The organism is Legionella nagasakiensis (genome assembly GCF_900639915.1).
Lineage (GTDB): Bacteria > Pseudomonadota > Gammaproteobacteria > Legionellales > Legionellaceae > Legionella_A > Legionella_A nagasakiensis.
The window spans coordinates 16,297-39,027 of record NZ_CAAAID010000008.1; the positions used below are offsets into that span (position 1 = coordinate 16,297).

The following is a 22,731-nucleotide window of genomic DNA, read 5'->3' on the forward strand; positions in this document are numbered from 1 at the left end:
AGCATGCGTTTACTAATGAGGCGATGGGTTTCATATTTGTTATTGCTGACTCTTTGTGCCTGCGCACAAAGAGAAGATTTGGCGCCAGTTGTGGAGTTGAATTGGAAGGCAGCAAGCGGTAAGCATCAACGGCATGTTGTTGTGCGTGGTGAAACGTTATACGCTGTGGCATTTCGTTATGATAAGGATTACCGCGAATTGGCCAGATTAAATCAATTGCAGAGCCCTTATATATTACATGTTGGTCAAGTGCTACGTTTGGCAGGAGCGTCTGTTCCCCCTGTAGTCAGCAAAACAAAGAAGCCTAATGTCTATAAATCAATGCCCAAGACAGTAGCGCCACCTAAGAAGGTAACAAGCACTCAATCTAAGTCATGGGTATGGCCTGTCTATGGCAGGGTGGTGGAAAAATTTATTCCTACTCGGGGGAAAAAAGGCATTAATATTGCGGGCAAGAAAGGCGATAAAGTGCGCGCTTCAGCGGCGGGTGTGGTTGCTTATGCCGGGAATGGCTTATCTGGTTATGGAAATTTAATTATCATCAAACATAATCATCAATTCTTGACAGCCTATGGAAATAATATACGAAATTTGGTACGTGAGGGGCAGTATGTTAGATCGGGCCAGATTATAGCGGAAATGGGGGTGGTAGACAGGCGTTATTGGGGACTTCATTTTGAAATTAGGAAAGCTGGGAAGCCTGTGAATCCGCTTAGTTATTTGCAAAAAGGTTGACAAATAACTTGTTGTTTTACAACAATATAAAATAGCATTATGTATCTGCTTGTTTTAGTAGGCATGAACTTAATTCATCAAGATCACAGGATGCTTTAGCATGAATAGAAAAGGAATTTTTTAAGAATTTCTGATATGCTTATAAATATCATCAATTTTTTCAAATTTTAGTACGTATAGGTCACTAGCGGTGATAATGTGACAATAGAATCAATGAGTTCGGGAGTAGTCGTGCAAATTTGTTAATAACCTCTAAGACCACAATAAAATGTAAAATTGGTTAAACTAAGTAGGTAGAACAATGTGCCCAAATGATGAACCCTTAGAAAAAAGATTAAATCCACAGGAAGAACAGCATCCTAATCATTCTGATGAGGATGAGTCTGTATTAGATGATGATAATCTTATTCTCGATGATGGTGATGAAGATGTGCCAGATTTTAGCGATGAGGAACTTTTTCCCAGTTATCATCGTGGTAAAAATGTGGCTAAGGTCATGGATGCGACGCAAATTTACCTCAGTGAGATTGGCTTTTCCCCTTTGCTTAGCGCTGAAGAAGAAGTGCATTATTCTAAATTGGCATTAAAAGGGAATATTGCGGCGCGTAAGAAAATGATTGAATCGAATTTGCGTCTTGTCGTCAAGATAGCTAGACGCTACTTAAATCGCGGTTTACCACTTCTTGATTTAATCGAGGAGGGTAACTTAGGATTAATGAAGGCCGTTGAAAAATTTGATCCAGATCGCGGATTTCGTTTTTCTACCTACGCCACTTGGTGGATTCGTCAAACAATTGAACGAGCAATTATGAATCAAACTCGCACGATCCGCCTGCCTATACATGTTGTAAAAGAACTCAATGTTTATTTACGAGCTGCAAGACAGTTAACCCAAAAGCTCGATCACGAACCTTCTGCAGAAGAAATTGCTGAGATGGTTGATAAGCCTTTGGAAGATGTTGAAAAATTATTGGGTTTAAATGATAAAGTGACGTCGGTAGATACGCCTATTGGATATGAAGAGAACAAATCATTGCTGGATACTATTCCTGATGAAAACAGCGTTAATCCAGCCGAACTACTGACCGATGAAAATCTGAGAGCACATATAGAATCTCTTTTGGGTGAGTTAACTGAAAATCAGCAGCAAGTTATTGCTAGACGATTTGGCCTCCGTGGTTTCGAAAAATCGACACTGGAAGAGGTCGGTAAAGAAATTAATCTTACACGTGAGCGTGTTCGTCAAATTCAAGTGGAAGCTTTGAAAGCTTTACGCGGATTACTTGAGCAGGTTGGTTTAACTCAGGAAGATTTATTTTAATTGTCTTACGCTCTAAAAATCCTCCTAACCTTTCTTTAAAAAGGGCGGATCATGTTTATGATTTATGCATGAATGTCCTTTGAAAAGAAGGATCTTTAAAATAAGTGTTGATTTTCAAAAAGCTCTTAGGCCAACGTTTTAAAGTTCTGTGTTAATCCTTGCCAACAAGCTGCATAATCCCGCTGGCGTGTTGGGTGATTAAGGGCTTGTTCAGTCACTTGCCAAGGTTTACGTGATTCAAACATAAATGCCAGTGTATTCTCATAGTATTCTGGCTCAAGTTTTTTGGTGGTTGCTTGTTGATAGGTATTTGCATCCGGACCATGCGCTGTCATGTAATTGTGAATGCTGACTCCACCAATAGAAAATCCTTCTTTTTTGGCATCGTATTCTCCTTTAATGAGTCCCATGAGTTCACTCATAATGTTGCGATGAAAATACGGTGGTCTAAATGTATGTTCGGCTACCATCCAGCGTGATGGAAAAATAACAAAATCAAGATTCGCAACACCCACCATTGTACTTTCCGAGGTTAGAACGGTAAATATTGATGGATCGGGATGATCGAAACTTACGGTATTTAAGGTGTTAAATAATGATAGATCATAGCAATATGGGGCGTAATTTCCATGCCAGGCAACAACATTTAAAGGAGAATGTTGGCCTTTTGCGATCCACCATTGGTGTTGGAATTTGCAAATCAATTCAACTTCTTCATTTATGTCTTCAAATGCAGCGTGAGGATAAAGAAAATGGCGTGGATTGGCTAATCCATTGGCGCCTATTGGACCTAGCTGTGGTAAGGTAAGAGGAGAAGCGCTGTTCTCACAAAGATAGCCCGCGGCATAGGGATTAAGCAATTCGACCTTAAATTTGATTCCACGAGGAATGACTGCTATTAATCCAGGAGAAATTTCCATTTTACCAAATTCTGTATGTAATCTTATGGAACCTAAATAAGGCACAAATAATAATTCTCCGTCGTTATCACTGAAAAAACGTGTGCTCATCGATAGGTTGCATTGATAGATGTAAGCGTTTAGCAGAGAATTCCCAGCAAAATGAAATAATCCATCAATGAAATCCTGCTTTTTTTCGAGCATGATTTGGGGTGACCAACGAAACGGTGTAGGGGGTAATGCGTCTGTGTATTGATTTTGAATACTTTGTGGATAAAGTACATAATCTTGTTGCACAACGGATGGTAAAATTCGGTACATCCAGCTAAAGAGATTTTGGTGTCTTGGGCGAGTGAATGCTGTGCCGCTTAATTGTTCGGCATACAGTCCTAGTTCACATCGTTGCGGTGAATTTTGTTTTTCGGGCAAAGCCCCTGGAATAGCTTCGCTTTGATGATGATTTCCAAATCCTGTTAAATACACCACCGTTCTCCTTTGTAAGCTGTAATTATACCCATCCATTTCTGATGGAGATAGTATGGATAGTTTATCATTGTAGTCCATATTAACGAAACGTAAGACGGACTACACTATGTTTTGATGGCAAGGTATAATTCTTTGGCATTATGTAAGATGAGGTTATTATGGCAGGTCACAGTAAATGGGCAAATATTCGGTTTCGTAAAGGCGCACAGGACGCAAAACGAGGCAAGATTTTTACTAAATTAATTCGTGAAATTACGGTTGCAGCGCGTATGGGGGGAGATGATGAAACGTCCAACCCAAGATTACGTGATGCGGTGACGAAAGCACTGAAAGCCAATATGAAGCGTGATACCATTGATAATGCTATTAAACGCGGAGCCGGCGGACTTGAAGGCAATAATATGATGGAGATGCGCTATGAAGGCTATGGGCCAGGTGGTGTGGCGATTTTAGTGGATTGTTTGTCAGACAATAAGAACCGCACCGTCTCAGAAGTACGTCATGCTTTTACTAAGCATGGTGGGAACTTAGGTACAGATGGTTCTGTTTCTTATTTGTTTACTAAACAAGGCGAAATTTTATTGGCACCATCTACACGGCAAGATGAGGTGATGGATATTGCCATTGAGGCTGGAGCTGAAGACGTGGTGGAAGTTGACGGCCAAATTGAAATCATTACTTCACCAGATGCTTATCATGCCATTCTTAACGCATTGCAAGACACTGATTTTGAAATTGAACATTCCGAAATCACTATGCAAGCAACTACGAAAGTTCAAATCAATAACGATACAGCGGAAACGTTAGAAAAACTGATTGATGCCTTAGAAGATTTGGACGACGTTCAATCTGTTCACAGTAATGCAGAATTTCCAGAAAACTACTTTACCACGGCTGACTAATGACAGTGATTCTGGGAATCGACCCCGGCTCACGCATCACCGGCTATGGGCTTATTCGGGAAAGCCAAGGTAGGCAGCTTTATTATCTTGACAGCGGGTGCATACGCACCTCTGAAGGTGAGTTAAGTCAAAAATTGTTGCAGATTTTTAATGGCATTTGTCAAATCATGGATGAATATCACCCACAGGAAATTGCCATTGAACAGGTGTTTATGCATCAAAATGCCAATGCGGCGTTAAAATTAGGTCATGCACGCGGGGTAGCAATGGTGGCTTGTGCTTCTCACCGTATTCCAGTAAGTGAATATTCGCCAAGAGAAATAAAGCAATCGGTGGTGGGTTATGGAGCAGCGCAAAAAGAGCAGGTTAAACACATGGTGGTAAATTTATTAAATCTTACTAGTGCTCCACAAAGTGATGCGGCAGATGCTTTAGCAATCGCCATTTGCCATAGCCACATGCGTCATGGTTTGTTTTCAGTGCGTCGTGGCTTGGCCGCAAACAGGAGACGAGCGCGATGATTGGTTGGTTACAAGGAAAAATTATTGATAAATCCCAGCCGGGAAAATTCGTTGTCGATGTGAATGGCGTGGGTTATGACGTAGAAACTTCGTTGCAAACGTTTGTGCAATTAGAAACACAGGAAGATCTGGTGAATCTTCATATCCATACCATCGTCCGTGAAGATGCACTTCTATTATACGGTTTTATCCATCAAGAAGAGCGTGCTTTATTTCGCGCATTAATTAAAGTCAATGGTATAGGCCCTAAAATGGCAATGACCATTTTATCGAGTATCACCCCGAAGGAATTCAGGCAATGCATTCAGCAACAAAATACGCAAGTATTAAATCGGCTACCCGGCATCGGTAAAAAGACCGCTGAGCGGCTGGTGGTGGAAATGAAAGATATGGTGCAGCATTTCTCTCAACTCACAGATCTGCCTGAGAAAGAGGCCATCAGCGTTCACGCTCAGGAGGAAGCCATCAAAGCTTTAGAGGCATTGGGCTATAAGTCGCAGGAAGCAGCCAAAGCAGTGAAGCGAATTGATGATGGGGAGCAATCCTGTGAGCAGTTAATTAGGCAAGCATTGCAGTTATTGGCTAGCCGCTAATTGCTTATTAGTCTTGTTTTGCGGTGATTGGAAAATAAACTTTTACTATTAAACCTGTTCCTTCTTTTGGTGATTCCAGGGTGACTCGACCATTATGTAAGGCGCATATCTGTTGTACGATGGCGAGTCCAAGGCCACTTCCAGGACTCTTATTGCCAAGTACGCGGAAAAACCGTTCGAAAACACGAGATTGCAGTTCGGCTGGAATACCTGGACCATTGTCGCGAACTTCAAGTATTGCTTCGTTCTGCTCTTGGTATACGCGCACGATGACTTGGCTGCGCTCTTTCGAGTAGCGTATGGCATTATCTACTAGATTACGAATCAATATACTGATTGCTGTGGGATTTCCTGTAAAATTGGGTGTTTGTTCATCATGTTCAAATTCAAGTTCAATTTGCTTTTCGACGGCAGTTGGTGCCAGCATCGCTAATACGTCACGAGCAATTTTTGCCATATTTACTTCATCGAGATCATTGATGGTTTCTGCTTCTGGAACTAACTTGCTCATTATTAATAATTGTTGAACAATATGAGTGCTGCGATTAACGCTGGCAATGAGCTTTTGTAGAGCCACATTTTTTTCATCCATATTATTTGTGTTTAGGGCAACTTGAGCTTGTGCTTTAAGGGCGGCAAGAGGGGTACGAAGTTCATGAGCTGCATCGGCGGCAAAACGTTTCTCACGCTCAAAGCCTTGCTTCAAACGATAAAATAGCTTGTTTAATTCATCAATGACCGGTTTTATTTCTTCCGGAACTTCTTTGATATTAACAGGCTCCAAATGATTTGGGGCGCGGTTAGCCACTTCCTGCGCTACTCTGTCTAAACTATCTAGTCCTCTACCAATAATAATCCAAATTAACAGGCCGGATAATGGGAAAGTGAGCAACATGATGTAGAGATCGTCCTGAGCGATCCGTTGTCCCAGCTCATTGCGGGTATCATAGCGTTCACCTAAGACAGTACGTATTCCTGCTTTATCATTATAAGTTGTGAAGACACGCCATTTTTGTTTATCAAGAAGTTTATCACTGAATCCATCCGTATCTTCAGTCAACGGAAGTTTTGGTGCACTGGATGAGTGCAGTAATAGTTTTCCACCATCAGTCCAGACTTGAAAACTGAATTTATCCAGGTAATGCTCAGGGGCATCATCTTTAATGAGCAGGCGATCGTAATAAGTTTTTACTTTTTTAGGAATCGTATTTAACGTATTTTGTATTTTAAATAAAGGACGTTGATGGACATCATCTCCTAACAGGGCTTGATAGGAGAGCGCTGAAACGGCCATTAATGTATCCAGATGCTCTTGAATGTCTTTTTGATCAAGATAATAGTTTCCTATAGCAGTCAGAGTCGTGGTGATTGTGATTGCCAGCAACAAGTTGATTAATAAAAATTTACGTATAGAAGATTTCACGACCAGGGCCTGTTATGATTTAACTAAATACTCCAAAAAAACAGGTTAAATCCCTTCACTTTTTTCGGTATTTTTTTCTGCCATATAGCCTACCCCTCGTATAGTACGAATATAATTGGCATTAAGTTTTTTCCGTAAATTATGAATATGTACTTCCAGGGCGTTACTGTCTACATCTTCATCCCATCCATAAATACTTTGCATTAACTGCTCCCGCGATAAAACATGACCACTGTTTTCCAATAGTTTTTGCAGTAAGGCAAATTCACGTCTTGGAACATTGATAATGACATCGTCTACGGTAACAGAATGCGCCGCCGGATCGAGGATTACATTGCGATATTGCAGAACGCTGTCTGCCCGCCCTTGCGAGCGTCTTATCAAGGCACGGACTCTTGCGCTGAGTTCATTCAAGTCAAATGGTTTAATTATATAGTCATCAGCACCACTATCCAATCCTTTAACGCGACTCTCTACGGATTCTCGTGCTGTTAAAATAATAACAGGTGTGGTATTTCCTTCATGACGAATCGATTGCAACAGGCTGATTCCTGATAGTTTTGGCAAGCCTAAGTCTAGAATAATCAGCTCGAACGATTCTGATTTCAAGGCGGCACGTGCGGCTTCTCCGTCTTTTAACCAGTCTACAACGTAGCCAAACTGAGTTAAGCCGGTCTTGACGGCATCGCCAAGTAATTCATCGTCTTCAATCAGTAGCAATCGCATTCATGCTCCTCATATTATTTGGTCAACTTAGTGTGAGTCTCTGGAGGGTTGTTGTTCCAGATCTTTCTCAATTAAGTGCCGTGTCAAATAAATTGCTTGAAGAAAGATAAAAAGCAGGGTAAAACCTGCACCACCGAATAGTTTGAAATTAACCCAAAAATCTGTATCGAAATAGTAGGCTACGTACAGATTAAGCGCTCCCATTACCATAAAAAATACGGCCCAGGCGACATTTAATCGACGCCATATTTTAGATGGCAAACTAATATTTCCATCCATCATTTTTTGAATGAGTGGTTTTTTACCAATCATAGATGACCCGAGAAATACCAGTGAGGAAAGCCAATAGATTCCCGTTGGTTTCCATTTAATAAACCAAGGATTATGAAAAAACAGGGTTGCTCCACCCAAGACCATGATTAAGACTAAGCTGATAAGGTGCATTTTTTCATAACACTGGTTTTTTATGCGGTAAAATATCACTTGGATAAGAGAGGCGATCATCGCTACGGCGGTAGCAGTGTATATTCCAAAAAATTTATAACAGACAAAAAATATCAGGATAGGAAAAAAATCAAGTAGTAATTTCATTGTGTTAGATAAGCTCTTATCAATATATTAAGTATAACACACGATTTTATGCCATCTTGCAAGTCAGTTTTTGTCAAAAAATATAGTTATTGCAAAAATAAATCGTTTTTTATTATTATATAAGTTAAATCATTGCACAACCAGACAAAGACAGGCGCCTATCTAACTTTAACCGAGTATTATTTTTTGTCCAGGTTTAAGCAAATGTTTTTTAAGCTGAGGATTTAGCTGCATTATCAAACTAACCTTTGTATGGAAACGCTTGGCGATGGAACTTAAAGTATCGCCTTTCTTAATGATATACGAACCTCTATTGTTGTGTTTCCAAATGATAAGTTGCTGCCCACGGTGCAAAGGATGTGCGCCCAAGTTATTCCATTTTCTGATGTCATGTTCAGTCACACCATATTTTTTTTCTAATTGTGAATATGAATCGTTTTTTTGAACAATATGAATGACCTTATAATAGTTTATTGCACCAAAATTTGAGCTATTTTTAGAAGACAAGGATGACCCCGAAGATGAGGGGAGTGCAGCATGTTTATTACCTGGTACGAGAACAAATTGGCCTTTTTTGACGGAGTTTGTTTTTAACTGATTTAATTCTTTTATCAAATTGACGGTAGTATGGTATCGTTGTGCAATAAGAGTAAGATTATCTCCAGCGCTGACTTGATGACGAGTCCAGCTGACACGTTTTTCTTCTGGCAAATTGGCTAGATTTCGACTGAAATCTTCCACGCGATCAACGGGAATCAATAATTTATAAGGTCGATAAGGTGCAGTAGCCCAACGGTTATACCCAGGATTTAATTTAATTAATTCCTTATAAGAAATGCCAGCAAGTTTTGCAGCATGGCTTAAATCAATTTGACTGCCAATATTGACTTCTTCAAAATAAGGTACATGAGGAATTTCTGGTAACTGGGCGTGATATCGTTGTGGATTTTGAATAATTGCTGCTAAGGCAAGCAATCTTGGGATATAGGCTTTCGTTTCCTGTGGAACCGGTAAGGACCAAAAACTGATATTGCGTTGTTGCCGGCTATTTTTAATAAGTCGGCCAATCGTTCCTTCACCAGAGTCATAAGCAGCGAAAGCAAGCAACCAGTTACCATTAAAAAATTTATTCAAATAGCTTAGATAATTAAGTGCCGCATCTGTAGCAGGGCCAATACTTCGGCGACCGTCATACCACCAATCCTGTTTTAATCCTAGTCCCGTACCTGTTCCTGGCATGAGCTGCCAAAGACCCGCAGCGCCTGCTCCGGAATAGGCAAAGGGATCATAAGCACTTTCTATCATAGGAATCAGTGCAATTTCTCCAGGCATCTTCCGTTTTTTGATTTCCGTGATTATGTGATAAATATAAGGTTCTGAACGCGCTAATTTTTGCAGATAACTTGGATGGGCGATGATCCAGCGAATTTGATTCTGTACTTCAGGACGGGTAACTTCATGGTTAAGTGAGAATTGCTTGCGTAAAACGTCCCATACGTTAGGAGCTGAGTAGGCAAAAGCCGCCGTAACAAAAACATTCAAACTGGATAGAGTGAGGCATAAGTAAAGTATAATAAGTGACTTAAACTTCAAATTAATAATCCAGACTAGAATAAGGAAAAAGCAGTCTACTAAAAAAGTAGGAAGCAATAAACCTTTTTTGAAAAATTTATGATCTTTAAGTGCAAAATTATATCTTTTTGATTGGTTTTATTATTGAAAATTATCCTTTTTTTTGCGTAAGTGCCTAAAGATTGCAAATTGGTCAAAGGGATTGATGCCTTCTTTTTGCGCAAATGTCTGTAATGCCTGAGTGTCTGTCCTTAAAAATGGATTAATTTTTTTTTCTAATCTCAGGGTTGAAGGTAATGAGCATTGATTAGGATGTTTCATAAGATGGGCTCGATAAGACTCGATTGTATGATTGTCAGGTTCAATGATTGCGGCAAATCGCAAATTTTGTCGAGTGTATTCATGAGCACAATAGATTTGGGTATCTTTAGGCAATTTCTTTAACAAAAGAAGAGACCGGTATAAATCTTCCATGGTGCCATCAAATACGCGCCCACATCCTGCTGAAAATAAAGTATCACCGCAAAATAACCAGTTTTTGCTTGGCTCTTGATAACAAATATGAGAGGAGGTATGTCCGGGCGTGCTTAAAATACGAAAATCGTAATGATCAATTGGAATGATGTCTTCATTGCGTACCATGAAATTGATTTGTGGCAGCCTTGCATCATTGGGGCCGTAAACAATCGTTTTTGGGAATACTTGCAATAATTCAGCAACGCCATCGATATGATCGGGATGATGATGAGTAATTAGAAGGTGCGTCAAACTCAGTTGATTATTTTTAGCATAAGATAATATTGGTTTGGCCTCACCGGGATCAATACAAATGAAAGTATGTTTTGATTCATTTATGATCGCCCATATGTAATTATCCTTAAAGGCAGGAAGTGCAATGATGGCCATATTTCCTCCAAGTCTTTTGTCCTAATTTGTGTATTTTTTGTTCATCGATATTAAGTATAACGTTCTGTCAATCCATTTGTAAGACAGATTCTAATTTATTGCACTATACTTTTTATAATCTATAAGAAAAATCCGGAGGCTGTTATGAGCTTGCATAAAGGTTATGATGAGAGCCAAGTTTTCTCTGATTTAAATCACGATGAAGAATTTGAGGAATTCAATCCGGTTGATGAGTCGGAGCATAAAAAACGTATTCGAAAAATGATTGAAGATAGACTGGAGCGTAAACGCCTGAGAGAAGAATTCGAAGACGAATTGGATGGCGAGTTTGATTGGGATGAGCTTGAGCGGTAGATTTTTCACACCGTTTAGGCTACTTATGTAAATCAGTTGTTGCGTACAATGTATTTTTTAATAAGGTGCTGATGGTCATTGGACCTACACCACCAGGCACAGGAGTTATCCATGCCACCTTGTCTTTTGCAAGGGCAAACTCAATATCGCCACGCAAACTTCCATCTTCTTTACGATGTATTCCGACATCAATGATAATTTGTTCTTTATTCAACCAGTTAGTATCAATGACATCGGGTATGCCTGTTGCTATGATAACAACATCTGCCATGCGCACATGACGTTCCAAATGGCGAGTGGCGCGATGACATATGGTGGCGGTTGCTTTAGCAAGTAAAAGTTCAAGTGCCATGGGGCGGCCTACAATATTTGATGCCCCAACCACAACGGCATGCTTGCCTGATACGGTTAATTGATAGTAAGCAAGCATTTGTATAATGCCATAAGGCGTACAAGGCCTAAGCTGAGGATTGCCTTGTGCAAGTCTTCCTAAGTTATAGGGATGGAATCCATCCACATCTTTTGTTGGGTTAATTCTTTCAATGACGGCTGTTGTACGAATGTGGTTAGGCAAAGGCAACTGCACCAAAATGCCATCAATATCCTTGGTTTCATTTAATTGATCGATGAGCGTTAAAAGATCTTCTTCGGTGGTTTGTTCAGGAAGATCATAAGCATAGGAATTAAATCCAACTTCAAGACATGCTTTACGTTTATTGGTAACATAAATTAGGGAAGCTGGGTCAGTCCCAACAAGAATCACAGCGAGGCCTGGTGGACGATGACCTAGCCGTGTGCGCGCTATAACAGCTTGCTTTATATTCTGCATCATAGCAGATGCAACTGGTTTACCAGCCAATAATGATGCGGTCATTTTCTGTACTTTGTGTTGATAAGCCACAGATTATGAAATATCTGCGAGGACTAAGCAACGATTAAAGTCATGCGATTCAATTGACTGATAGGCAAAATCGTATTGAATCTGCTTAATTAAAGCGTATGGTAGAGTTTGTTTGCGGCTGCTAATTCGTCTCATTCGAACGCACAGTGACATTCAATCATCCAACTTTTCGCTTCGCAAAATGAAATGTCAACAGACCCTAATGAATGAGAGTTGAATCGTACATCGTATAATGCTAATTTTATTGAACAATTAATGTGTTAATTGCTTTGAGGTCCAGGGAGCGCTGGTTGAAAAAAATTCTACTGCATACGTTTCTCCTCCTGTTAGCGTTTCCTATCGCTGTTTTTTCTATTGGTTTGGGAGAGATGACCGTCCATTCTTACTTAAACCAGCCATTTGATGCTGAAATCAATTTAATTGATGTAGGGAATACGCCATTAGCTGGAATCAGAGTAAACCTTGCTTCTGTTGAGGATTTTCAACGCATAGGTTTTGAGCGCAATTACATCTTGGATTTATTGACGTTTCGTATGGAAAAAAATCAGTCAGGAAAGCCTATTATACGGGTACAGTCATTAGAGAGAATCTCTGAGCCCTACTTGGAAATTTTGGTGGATTTGGCTTGGGCCAATGGGCAAGTCTATCGTGCTTATACGGTGTTACTTGATCCTCCCGCGTATCAGTTGGTTGCTACCAAAAACATAACGCGCAGTGCAGCAGGAAAACGTCAAACTTATCAATCTACTTCTCATCGCTCTGGAGTCTTGGAGAAAGAAGTTATAAGTTACGTTGATCATGCGCCTGATGCAAGTAAAAAATCACGTGAGACAATGGTGTATGGCCCAACAATGGCTGGAGAGAGTATTTGGCAAATCGCTCAGCGTTATAAAACACCAGATGTTACATTGCAGCAGATGATTCTTGCTATGGTTGGTGTAAATCCCCAGGCTTTTGAGCAAGGCAATTTAAATGGTCTTAAAGCAGGAATTAAATTAATCATTCCCGACAGTGAGGTAGTTAACAAGGTGCCGGAAAAACAGGCAAAATTGGAAGTTTATGCTCATGATAATGCATGGCAATTAAAACAGCCGATACAACATGTTTTATTGCCCCCATATATTGATGGGAAACTTGTTGAAACTGGATCAGTCAAAGAGGAAAGCCATCAAGTTTCAAAATTGCCATCTTTATCGATGACCCCCGAGCCTGCAGCAACCAATGCTTCTATAAATTATGTTTCTTCAATTCTACCTAAAGTGGCTTCATTTTTATCGGCTAGTGATGATGTGGCTCCAGGAACGTTGACTGGCATGAATCAGTCGACACAACGAGGTAATAGAAAGGTGGAGATGGATATTGCTGTGGCTGCGATTGAATCAGTTAGGGAGACGAATGCCTTACTGAATGAGCAATTACGCTTGCTTCAGGCAGAAAATAAACGTTTGCAACAACAGTTAGTGCAACGTGAACAAGAAATGCAGCAATTGCGAGAACAAGTCCGTTCTCTCATGATAAGACAAGGAGTTGCGGGACAGGTTAATGCTGTTCAGCATGAAACAGAAACAAGCTATCAATGGTTATGGTGGTTATTATTGTTAATGTTGGTTATTGCTGGCAGTGGTATCAGTTATTGGTGGTTTTGGTTAAAAGAAGACAAGAAGAATAAGGCGCAATTTTCTGTGGATAATGAGCCTGGTGTTGGTGTCAATGAAAAGGTTCCATCGGTAATGCCTGTGCCGGAGACTGATAAAGAAAAACCGTTATCTTTTGAGCCAGCCTCAGAAGAGAGCCTTGATATGGAAGAACCTGAAGTAAGTGCTGATCCTGAGGAACACTTGCCAGAAATATCCAAATACAATACACCATCAGAAGATTTGAATTTGCATGAAGATACGATGGATAAGCAAGAGAATGACACGCAAAAAGAAGAAGCAGTTCACGATTATGTTATTGAATACGAACCGGTACAGCCGCAAGAAATAAAACCAAGTGTTGATGAGGAACCTGTTCAATTAGCATCAAAGCCAGTAGGTGTCGTTGATGAAAAAGAACAGGATGAAAATACAATTGATTTTGATTTAAATCCGGTTGAACCAGAACCAGAACCAGAACCAGAACCAGAACCAGAACCAGAACCAGAACCAGAACCAGAACCAGAACCAGAACCAGAACCAGAACCAGAACCAGAACCAGAACCAGAACCAGAACCAGAACCAAAACCAGAGCTAGAGCTAGAGCTAGAGCCAGAGCCAGAGCCAGAGCTAGAGCCAGAGCCAGAGCCAGAGCCAGAACCAGAACCAGAAGATCAATTGACAGCTAATTCAGAGATCAAGGAATCAAAACCAGTAAAAAGTAAACGGGCTTTGGACACGTTGCTTGATTTAGCAAAAACCTACATCAGTATGGAAGATTATGCCGCGGCGCGACAATCTTTGCAGGAAGTATTGGATTATGGCAGCGAAGAGCAAAAACAAGAAGCTAAGCGTTTGTTGGATGATCTAGAGTCTAATTAAAAGGCCGTATGTTTCTGTGAATATCTGTTCAGTTTAGCGAAAATACTACAGAATCTAGACAAACTCTTTCCAGTGTTATACATTGGCCGTTTTTAGCGGGAATTGCGGATATGCGTATTGCCTTAATGGTTGAATACGATGGGAGCCAGTATCATGGCTGGCAAGCGCAAGCCGGCCTGCGTACCGTTCAGCAAGTATTAGAAAATGCATTAAGTAACGTCGCTGATCATGATGTCAGCGTGGTGTGTGCTGGCAGAACAGATACCGGCGTGCATGCAACAAGCCAGATTATTCATTTTGATTGCCAAAAAGAACGTGCCATTCGCTCATGGATTCATGGGGCTAATGCATTTTTGCCTAAAGATGTATGTGTGAAGTGGGGCAGAGAAATGCCTGAGCATTTTCATGCACGTTATTCTGCTTTATCACGGCGTTATCGTTATGTTATTTATAATTCTTCCATAAGACCAGCCTTATTGCGCGGCAATGTGACATGGCAGTACCGGCAACTTGATCATCGGTTGATGCATGAAGCAGGCCAGTACCTTTTAGGTGAGCAGGATTTCACTTCTTTTCGCTCAATAGAATGCCAGTCCAAAACTCCGATGCGAAATGTCCACAGTTTACAGGTTTGGCGTCATGGCGACATCATTATTATTGATATTTGCGCCAATGCTTTTTTGCATCATATGGTAAGAAATATTGCTGGCGTTCTTATTGCAGTGGGTTCCAATCGTAAGCCTGTTTCTTGGGTCAAGGATGTTTTACATGCAAAAGATCGAAAATTAGGTGCTGAAACGGCGCCTCCGTATGGTCTTTATATGATCGAAGTAACTTACCCCCAGGAGTTTGGGATCATTAAAAGTCCCTCAGGACCGATATTTCTGTGGGAGTCTTAATCGATGTATCGTACACGCATCAAAATGTGTGGCATGACTCGTGCTGAAGACATTGTTTATGCAGGCATGTTAGGTGTTGATGCAATTGGTTTGATTTTTTATCCACAAAGTGCGCGTTATATTAATCCGGAGCAGGGGAAAGCAATATTGAAAGCATTGCCGCTTTTTGTTGATGTGATTGCTGTATTTGTAAATCCTGAGATTGAATTGGTGAGGCATGTGCTTGCGGAGATGCCTGTCCATTATTTACAATTTCATGGTGATGAATCTCCTGAATTTTGCTCGCAATTTTCACGGCCATATATAAAAGCTGTGCCGGCTATTTCAGTTGAATACCTTCGACAAGAAGCGGAATGTCATCCGCAGGCGGATGCAATATTACTTGATACTCCATCGGGTTCAACCTATGGGGGAAGTGGCAAAACATTTGATTGGGAAATTATTCCGCAATCTTATTCCAAGCCATTTATTCTTGCAGGTGGTTTGAATGCCGAAAATGTAAGGAAAGCCACTTCTAGGGCGGCAATCTATGCGGTGGATGTGTGTAGTGGCGTAGAGTTATCTCCTGGCATTAAAGATCATGTCAAGATGAACCAATTTGTCCGTGCCTGCTGTTCAGCTTAAGCAAATTGACGGATTTAAAAAGATAGTACTCAATAAGAACTTGGTAAAAGAGAGAAGTATTCAACGCTTCTTATAAGTTTTGCTTGGAGTAATAACGTCTTTAATTGCGAGATGATCTATGACAGCCAGCATGAGATTATTGTGATGAGAAGTATAGGAGAAAGGATGAGCAAAATAGAGCTTCCTGATGAAGTGGGCCATTTTGGGCAGTATGGTGGTGTTTTTGTCGCAGATACCTTAATGTCTGCCATTCAGGAATTGCAAGAAGTGTATCAAGCGGTTCGTTGTGACTCAACGTTTTGGGCAGAGTTCACTGCAGAGTTAAAGGATTATGTAGGCCGCTCAACACCTCTTTATCACGCGCAAGGATTAACGAGCTATGCAAACGGCGCACAAATCTACTTAAAGAGAGAAGATTTGAATCATACAGGTGCCCATAAAATTAACAATACGGTAGGACAAGCTTTACTTGCTCAACGTATGGGTAAAAAGCGTATTATTGCAGAGACCGGCGCAGGTCAGCATGGTGTTGCTTCGGCAACCGTTGCGGCAAAATTAGGGCTTGAATGTGTGGTTTATATGGGCGCCGAAGATGTGATGCGTCAATCAAGTAATGTTTATCGTATGAAACTTCTTGGTGCGGAAGTAGTGCCAGTTCATGCAGGTTCAAAAACATTGAAGGATGCATTAAATGAAGCGATGCGTGATTGGGTGAGTCATGTTGATAATACATTTTACATTATAGGGACGGTTGCTGGCCCTCATCCTTACCCACAGATGGTACGTGATTTTCAATCCATTATTGGCCAGGAAGCACGTTCACAATTGTTTGAAAAAACAGGGCAATTACCGGATGCGTTGGTGGCTTGTGTTGGTGGTGGTTCAAATGCTATAGGTTTATTTTATCCTTTTTTACAAGATGAGACGGTGGCCATGTATGGTGTAGAAGCTGGTGGTAAAGGCATTGAAACTGGCCAACATGCGGCATCACTGTTGGGGGGAAAACCTGGTATTTTACATGGCAATCGAACGTATTTGCTATGCGATGAACATGGTCAGATTCAAGATACTCATTCTATCTCTGCAGGTCTTGATTATCCTGGGGTGGGTCCTGAGCATGCTTATCTTAAAGACATTGGTCGTGTGCAGTATGTCGCTATTAATGATGATGAGGCTTTAAGCGCTTTTCATCTTTTATCTAGGATTGAAGGCATTATTCCTGCGCTTGAATCCAGTCATGCAGTTGCGTATGCGTTAAAATTGGCAAAGCAAATGGATAAACAACAGCAAATTATTGTTAATCTATCAGGACGTGGTGATAAGGATATTCATACGGTAGCAGACTTGGAGAAGATATCTTTATGAATCGCATCGATCAAACACTTACCCGGCTGCGTGAATCAGGAAAAAAAGTATTAAGTCCATACATCACCGCTGGTGATCCTGAACCTGATATGATGGTGCCGCTTATGCACGCTTTAGTGGATGCGGGAGCGGATATTTTGGAAATAGGCATTCCTTTTTCCGACCCGATGGCAGAAGGGCCTGTGATTCAGGCCGCTATGGAAAGAGCACTTACTCATGGAATTCATTGCGCCAATGTATTGTCTATGGTGAAAGACTTTCGGCAAAAAGATAATGAAACTCCAATTATACTTATGGGCTATCTTAATCCGATTGAACAATATGGCTATGAAGCCTTTGCTACTCAAGCCAAAGAAGTTGGCGTTGACGGTACAATTCTTGTGGATTTACCTCCGGAAGAAAGCCATGATATTACACTTATTTGGCAAGAGGCTGATCTATATAATATTTATTTATGTTCACCGACAACGACGAATGAACGTATGAAATTGATTACGGCTTATGCTCGTGGTTATCTTTATTACGTCTCGTTGAAAGGTGTGACAGGGGCTGATACGTTTGAATTGAATTCGGTTCAAGAACAGTATCAACACCGAAAAACTCATAGTAAGCTGCCTGTCATGGTTGGTTTTGGTATTAAAACTCCTGACATGGCGGCCCGTGTTTCTCAGTTTGCTGATGGTGTCATTGTAGGGGCAGCATTGATTGAACAAATACAACAGGCATACCTTGAAAATAAAGATGCAATCAAGGCTGGTGCAGCGATCATCAATAACATGCGACAAGCAATGGATATTGGAAGTAAGTCATGAACGAACACAGTGAAAAACGACCTCATTTTATCAGACAATTAATTAATGAAGATTTAGCGAGCGGTAAACATAGAGAAATAGTAACCCGTTTTCCTCCTGAGCCGAATGGTTATCTGCATATAGGGCATGCTAAGTCAATTTGTCTGAATTTTGGTTTGGCAGAAGAATTTAGTGGGCGATGTTTTCTCCGCTTTGATGATACCAATCCCATCAAGGAAGAGGAAGAATACGTCCATGCCATCATTGATGATGTGCGCTGGTTGGGTTTTAATTGGTATGCTTTAACTCACTCGGCGGATTATTATCAGCAATTATATGATTTTGCAGTTATTTTAATTGAGAAAGGATTGGCGTATGTAGATAGCTTAAGCATGGAAGAGATTCGTGTCTATCGTGGAACATTGCAGGAGCCCGGACGTGAAAGTCCGTATCGAAACCGTTCAATGGCAGAAAATCTTGATTTATTTTCACGGATGAAAGCTGGAGAATTTGCGGATGGAACGCATGTGTTGCGTGCACGTATTGACATGCAATCCGGCAACCTGAATATGCGTGACCCCGTTTTATACCGAATTCGTCATGCACGCCATCAACGTACGGGGAATGATTGGTGTATTTATCCAATGTATGATTATGCACATCCGCTTTCAGATGCCTTGGAAAAAATTACCCATTCTCTGTGTACGTTGGAATTTCAAGATCATCGCCCACTGTATGATTGGTTTATTGATCATTTGCCGGTTCCTGCAAAGCCCGTGCAAACAGAATTTGCCCGACTCAATTTGTCGCATACGGTAACCAGTAAACGCAAGCTTAGGCAATTGGTTGAAGAAAAGGTCGTCAGTGGCTGGGATGACCCACGCTTACCTACTCTGCGAGGTATGCGTAAACGAGGCTACCCTCCGGCGGCCATTCGTCAGTTTTGTGAAATGATTGGTATTTCACGCAGCGATTCTATCATCGACATGTCATTACTGGAGGCTTGTGTTCGTGATGAACTGAATCAGACAGCAAAACGTGCTATGTGTGTTCTTGAACCGTTGAAAGTTGTTATTGAAAATTATCCTGAACAAACCGTGGAGAACCTGAGTGCACTAAGTCATCCGCAAAATCCTGAATACGGCAGCCGAGTGATTCCTTTTAGCCGTGAAATTTATATTGAACGCAGTGATTTTATGGAAGAAGCGCCCAAAAACTATTTCCGCTTATCTCCTGGCGCTGAAGTTCGTTTACGTCATGCCTATGTGATCCGTTGCAAAAAGGTCATCCGTAACACTCAGGGCGAGGTGGTTGAGTTACGTTGTACCTATGATGAACATACATTAGGGAAAAATCCTCCGGACAGAAAAGTTAAAGGGGTGATTCATTGGGTGTCCGCTGCGCATGCCCATGCAGTTAGTATTTATCAATACGACCGTTTGTTTAAAGATGAAAATCCGGGGCGCGAAGATGATTTCTTGCAATTTTTAAACCCTGATTCATTTCGGATCTTAAAGGGGTGGTGTGAGCCATCACTGGTTTCACAATCTTTGGGAGAAGTATTCCAGTTTGAACGTTTGGGTTATTACTCAGTCAATGAAATTGAACATGGCCGCGTGACAGCGTTTCATCGTGTAGTGGATTTGAAAGATACGTGGGGACAATCGTAGTTTGGAGCAAGTATGTTACAGATTTATAATTCATTAACACGAAAGAAAGAGGAATTTATTCCCATCTCTCCAGGGAAAATTGGTCTCTATGTGTGCGGCATTACGGTTTATGATCAATGCCATTTGGGACATGCACGCTCTATGGTATGTTTTGATGTGATTGTTCGTTTTTTGCGCACACAAGGATATGATGTTAAATTTGTACGCAATATCACCGACATTGATGACAAAATCATTACTCGTGCCCTTGAACGCGGAATATCCATTCAAGCATTGACAGCGCAATATATTGCTGAGATGCATACGGATACGAAGGCATTAAATATATTGCCTCCTGACCAAGAGCCTCGTGCTACGGAACATATTGCCAGCATCATTCGTCTGATTCAACGGTTGATGGATAATGGTCATGCTTATGTGAGTGATAATGGTGATGTTTGCTTTCAAGTCTCTAGTTTTGCCAGTTATGGCAAGCTCTCGCATAAGGATTTGGATGGTTTGATGGCAGGTGCTCGTGTTGATGTGGTTAAAGAAAAACGCTCCCCCCTGGATTTTGTTTTATGGAAAATGGCAAAATCGGATGAGCCAAGTTGGCCTTCGCCCTGGGGGGATGGACGTCCTGGTTGGCATATCGAATGCTCAGCGATGGCGATGGAAGAGTTGGGCGAGCAATTTGATATTCATGGGGGTGGGGCAGATTTACAATTTCCGCATCATGAGAATGAAATTGCGCAAAGCGAAGGTGCTACTGGACATGCATTTGCCAATTATTGGCTTCATGTTGGCATGTTGCAGGTCAATCATGAGAAAATGGCGAAATCAACTGGCAATTTTTTTACTATTGCCGACGTATTAAAAAAACACCATCCTGAAGTCATACGCTACTTTTTATTAAGCAGCCATTATCGCAGCCCGCTCAATTATTCAGAAGAAAATCTTTTGAATGCGAATAAGGCATTATTGCGTTTATATCAGTCTATTAAAGAAATAGATTGCACTGAGCAGCAACCAGATAAGGATTGGTTGGCGCAATTTGTGTCTGCGATGAACGATGATTTCAATACGCCTGAAGCATTATCCGTGCTTTTTCAGTTAAGTCATGAAATTAATAAAACAAAGTCGTCTGTGCTTGCTGCAACCTTGAAACAGCTTGCAGGAACATTGGGATTGCTGCAGGAGCCACCGGAATTATTTTTACAGGCTGGATTAGCTGACACAGATAAAGAGACTATTGAAAAGCTAATAAAAGAACGGAATGAGGCACGAAAAAACCGTGAATGGACAAGAGCCGATGAAATCAGACACGCGCTTTTAGAGCAAGGAATTGAGTTGGAAGATGGTTCGCAAGGAACCGCCTGGCGGCGCATGACGGAATAACTAATTTTTGCATAAATTATAAACTTATGGGCGTTGTAGAAAATGAAGTTTCTTTGCTGCGCTAGATAGCCTTACTCTGGCTAAGTGCTGGTTACACGCAGTATTTCTGCCAGAGAAGTGTCTCCTGCTAAAACGCATTTAAATCCATCCGTGCGAATGCTTGGCATCGTCGGGCGAATGTATGTTTCGATGGATTGTAGACTCTCATTTCTGTGGATCATGCCACGTAAGGTTTCATCAATGATGATAAGTTCATAAATACCGGAACGGCCACGATAACCGGTCTGATTGCAATGATCACATCCCTGAGGTTCATAAACGTGAGAGATATCTGTGCCTTTATCAATATTCATTAATTCCCGTTCATCATCCCGTAAAACATGCGGAATTTTACAGTGGCTACACAATTTTCTTACCAATCGCTGAGCAACTAGCCCAAGAATGCTTGAGGACAATAGAAAAGATTCTACGCCCATATCATGTAAGCGGGTGAGAGCACCCAAAGCAGTATTGGTATGCAGCGTTGAGAGTACCAGGTGGCCTGTAAGACTTGCCTGCACAGCAATTTCAGCCGTTTCCAAGTCGCGGATTTCTCCTATCATGACAACGTCAGGATCCTGGCGCAAGATGGCTCGTAAACCTTTGGCAAACGTCATTTGTACTTTGGGATTGACCTGAGTTTGGCCAATGCCGGGTAAATCATATTCAATGGGATCTTCAATGGTTAAAATATTTCGACTGACCTGATTTAATTCAGTTAGCATGGCATACAGTGAGGTGGTTTTTCCTGAGCCTGTTGGGCCGGTTACCAACAAAATTCCATGAGGTTGTGCAATTAAATGGCGAATTTTAGTTAAAATGGTTTCTGGCATGCCTAATAAGTTTAAATCAAGTTGGGCTGACTGTTTGTCTAGAATTCTCAATACCACTCGTTCTCCATGATTGGAAGGAAGTGTCGATACGCGTACGTCAATATTATGACCGCCAACGCGCAAAGCAATTCGGCCATCTTGCGGTATACGTTTTTCAGCAATGTCCAATTTTGCCATCACTTTTACCCGTGAAATAACGAGTGGGGCAATACCACGTTGTATCTCAAGTACTTCTTGGAGTACTCCATCGATTCGATTGCGTACTAGAACGCGATTTTCATAGGTTTCGATATGGATATCAGAAGCTTTTTGTTTAATGGCTTGAGTGAATAAAGCATTTAACAAGCGAATAATTGGTGCATCATCTTGATTGTCCAGTAGATCTTCACTGACAGGTAACTGCCCTGCCAGCTGGTTTAAATCCAGTTCATCCTGCATCCCTTCGGCGGCATCGAGGATAGAAGATTGAGATTGATAAAAATTGGCTAAGTGCTGTTGAAACTCTGTTTCGTTAACTTGATGAAGCTTCAAATCACATCCTAGCATGCGTCTGGCTTCAGAAAAAATCTGAAATGGTGTATTGGCTAAGTGATACACAAGTATAGTGCCGTCTTCCTCGACGGCGGCAGCCACAATGCCATGTTTTTTAGCAAATAAATAGGGTAAATGTTGTTCCCGAATATCCAT

21 protein-coding genes are annotated in these 22,731 nt (G+C 41.1%); 13 read left to right on the forward strand and 8 right to left on the reverse strand.

Going from position 1 to position 22,731, the window contains the following annotated elements; translation table 11 throughout:
- The first annotated feature begins 3 nt into the window (after positions 1 to 3).
- Both E1O52_RS07915 and rpoS read left to right on the forward strand, forming a co-directional pair.
- Positions 4 to 735, forward strand: coding sequence for a peptidoglycan DD-metalloendopeptidase family protein (locus E1O52_RS07915; RefSeq protein ID WP_133128176.1), 732 nt, complete (start codon positions 4 to 6; stop codon positions 733 to 735).
- Between the two features lie 301 nt (positions 736 to 1,036).
- The gene (gene rpoS / locus E1O52_RS07920; RefSeq protein ID WP_133128177.1) at positions 1,037 to 2,056 is read left to right on the forward strand and encodes an RNA polymerase sigma factor RpoS; all 1,020 of its coding nucleotides are present in this window, start codon (positions 1,037 to 1,039) and stop codon (positions 2,054 to 2,056) included.
- Positions 2,057 to 2,181: 125 nt separating this feature from the next.
- Here the strand turns inward: rpoS and hmgA are convergent, their stop codons facing one another.
- Positions 2,182 to 3,438 carry a homogentisate 1,2-dioxygenase gene (gene hmgA / locus E1O52_RS07925; RefSeq protein ID WP_133128263.1) on the reverse strand — a complete coding sequence of 419 codons (1,257 nt, stop codon included), beginning with the start codon at positions 3,436 to 3,438 and terminating at the stop codon, positions 2,182 to 2,184.
- 161 nt (positions 3,439 to 3,599) lie between these two features.
- On the opposite strand from hmgA, the gene E1O52_RS07930 reads away from it, so the two are divergent.
- Genes E1O52_RS07930 through ruvA form a run of 3 tightly spaced genes read left to right on the forward strand, consistent with a single transcriptional unit; the run spans position 3,600 to position 5,457 of the window.
- A complete protein-coding gene (locus tag E1O52_RS07930) occupies positions 3,600 to 4,343 on the forward strand; it encodes a YebC/PmpR family DNA-binding transcriptional regulator (protein ID WP_133128178.1) in 744 nt (247 codons plus the stop codon).
- A complete protein-coding gene (ruvC, locus tag E1O52_RS07935) occupies positions 4,343 to 4,864 on the forward strand; it encodes a crossover junction endodeoxyribonuclease RuvC (RefSeq protein WP_133128179.1) in 522 nt (173 codons plus the stop codon). Before E1O52_RS07930 ends, ruvC begins: the two co-directional genes overlap by 1 nt.
- Entirely contained in the window at positions 4,861 to 5,457 is a 597-nt protein-coding gene (gene ruvA, locus E1O52_RS07940; protein ID WP_133128180.1) for a Holliday junction branch migration protein RuvA, read from the forward strand. The genes ruvC and ruvA overlap by 4 nt, the downstream gene beginning before the upstream one ends.
- A 7-nt stretch (positions 5,458 to 5,464) precedes the next feature.
- Here ruvA and E1O52_RS07945 read toward each other — a convergent pair whose 3' ends face one another.
- From E1O52_RS07945 to gloB, 5 genes are all read right to left on the reverse strand, one after another.
- The gene (locus tag E1O52_RS07945; protein ID WP_133128181.1) at positions 5,465 to 6,880 is read right to left on the reverse strand and encodes an ATP-binding protein; all 1,416 of its coding nucleotides are present in this window, start codon (positions 6,878 to 6,880) and stop codon (positions 5,465 to 5,467) included.
- 45 nt (positions 6,881 to 6,925) lie between these two features.
- The gene (locus E1O52_RS07950) at positions 6,926 to 7,606 is read right to left on the reverse strand and encodes a response regulator (protein WP_133128182.1); all 681 of its coding nucleotides are present in this window, start codon (positions 7,604 to 7,606) and stop codon (positions 6,926 to 6,928) included.
- 27 nt (positions 7,607 to 7,633) lie between these two features.
- On the reverse strand, positions 7,634 to 8,197 hold the full coding sequence (locus tag E1O52_RS07955; RefSeq protein ID WP_133128183.1) for a septation protein A: 564 nt from the start codon (positions 8,195 to 8,197) through the stop codon (positions 7,634 to 7,636).
- A 168-nt stretch (positions 8,198 to 8,365) separates the two neighbouring features.
- Positions 8,366 to 9,799: a lytic transglycosylase gene (locus E1O52_RS07960; RefSeq protein WP_423202723.1), complete on the reverse strand. Its 1,434-nt coding sequence runs from the start codon at positions 9,797 to 9,799 to the stop codon at positions 8,366 to 8,368.
- Between the two features lie 111 nt (positions 9,800 to 9,910).
- A complete protein-coding gene (gene gloB / locus E1O52_RS07965) occupies positions 9,911 to 10,675 on the reverse strand; it encodes a hydroxyacylglutathione hydrolase (protein WP_133128184.1) in 765 nt (254 codons plus the stop codon).
- A 144-nt stretch (positions 10,676 to 10,819) separates the two neighbouring features.
- Here gloB and E1O52_RS07970 point away from each other — a divergent pair, with 144 nt between their 5' ends.
- Positions 10,820 to 11,029, forward strand: a complete 210-nt coding sequence (locus E1O52_RS07970; RefSeq protein WP_133128185.1) for a PA3496 family putative envelope integrity protein — start codon at positions 10,820 to 10,822, stop codon at positions 11,027 to 11,029.
- Between the two features lie 19 nt (positions 11,030 to 11,048).
- Here E1O52_RS07970 and folD read toward each other — a convergent pair whose 3' ends face one another.
- The gene (gene folD, locus E1O52_RS07975; RefSeq protein WP_133128186.1) at positions 11,049 to 11,903 is read right to left on the reverse strand and encodes a bifunctional methylenetetrahydrofolate dehydrogenase/methenyltetrahydrofolate cyclohydrolase FolD; all 855 of its coding nucleotides are present in this window, start codon (positions 11,901 to 11,903) and stop codon (positions 11,049 to 11,051) included.
- Between the two features lie 317 nt (positions 11,904 to 12,220).
- Between folD and E1O52_RS07980 the strand changes: the two genes are divergently transcribed.
- The 7 genes from E1O52_RS07980 (at position 12,221) to cysS (ending at position 21,172) form a co-directional block, all read left to right on the forward strand.
- Positions 12,221 to 14,446: a motility hub landmark protein FimV gene (locus E1O52_RS07980; RefSeq protein ID WP_133128187.1), complete on the forward strand. Its 2,226-nt coding sequence runs from the start codon at positions 12,221 to 12,223 to the stop codon at positions 14,444 to 14,446.
- Positions 14,447 to 14,556: 110 nt separating this feature from the next.
- On the forward strand, positions 14,557 to 15,345 hold the full coding sequence (gene truA / locus E1O52_RS07985; protein WP_133128188.1) for a tRNA pseudouridine(38-40) synthase TruA: 789 nt from the start codon (positions 14,557 to 14,559) through the stop codon (positions 15,343 to 15,345).
- 3 nt (positions 15,346 to 15,348) lie between these two features.
- Entirely contained in the window at positions 15,349 to 15,969 is a 621-nt protein-coding gene (locus E1O52_RS07990; protein ID WP_242602202.1) for a phosphoribosylanthranilate isomerase, read from the forward strand.
- Positions 15,970 to 16,134: 165 nt separating this feature from the next.
- Positions 16,135 to 17,334: a tryptophan synthase subunit beta gene (trpB, locus tag E1O52_RS07995; RefSeq protein ID WP_133128189.1), complete on the forward strand. Its 1,200-nt coding sequence runs from the start codon at positions 16,135 to 16,137 to the stop codon at positions 17,332 to 17,334.
- Positions 17,331 to 18,146 (forward strand): tryptophan synthase subunit alpha, encoded by an 816-nt coding sequence (gene trpA / locus E1O52_RS08000; RefSeq protein ID WP_133128190.1) that lies wholly within the window; start codon positions 17,331 to 17,333, stop codon positions 18,144 to 18,146. The genes trpB and trpA overlap by 4 nt, the downstream gene beginning before the upstream one ends.
- On the forward strand, positions 18,143 to 19,795 hold the full coding sequence (locus tag E1O52_RS08005) for a glutamine--tRNA ligase/YqeY domain fusion protein (protein ID WP_133128191.1): 1,653 nt from the start codon (positions 18,143 to 18,145) through the stop codon (positions 19,793 to 19,795). The genes trpA and E1O52_RS08005 overlap by 4 nt, the downstream gene beginning before the upstream one ends.
- Positions 19,796 to 19,807: 12 nt before the next feature.
- Positions 19,808 to 21,172 (forward strand): cysteine--tRNA ligase, encoded by a 1,365-nt coding sequence (gene cysS / locus E1O52_RS08010; protein ID WP_133128192.1) that lies wholly within the window; start codon positions 19,808 to 19,810, stop codon positions 21,170 to 21,172.
- Positions 21,173 to 21,252: 80 nt separating this feature from the next.
- On the opposite strand, the gene lspE is transcribed toward cysS, so the two are convergent.
- Positions 21,253 to 22,731, reverse strand: a complete 1,479-nt coding sequence (gene lspE, locus E1O52_RS08015; RefSeq protein ID WP_133128193.1) for a GspE family T2SS ATPase variant LspE — start codon at positions 22,729 to 22,731, stop codon at positions 21,253 to 21,255.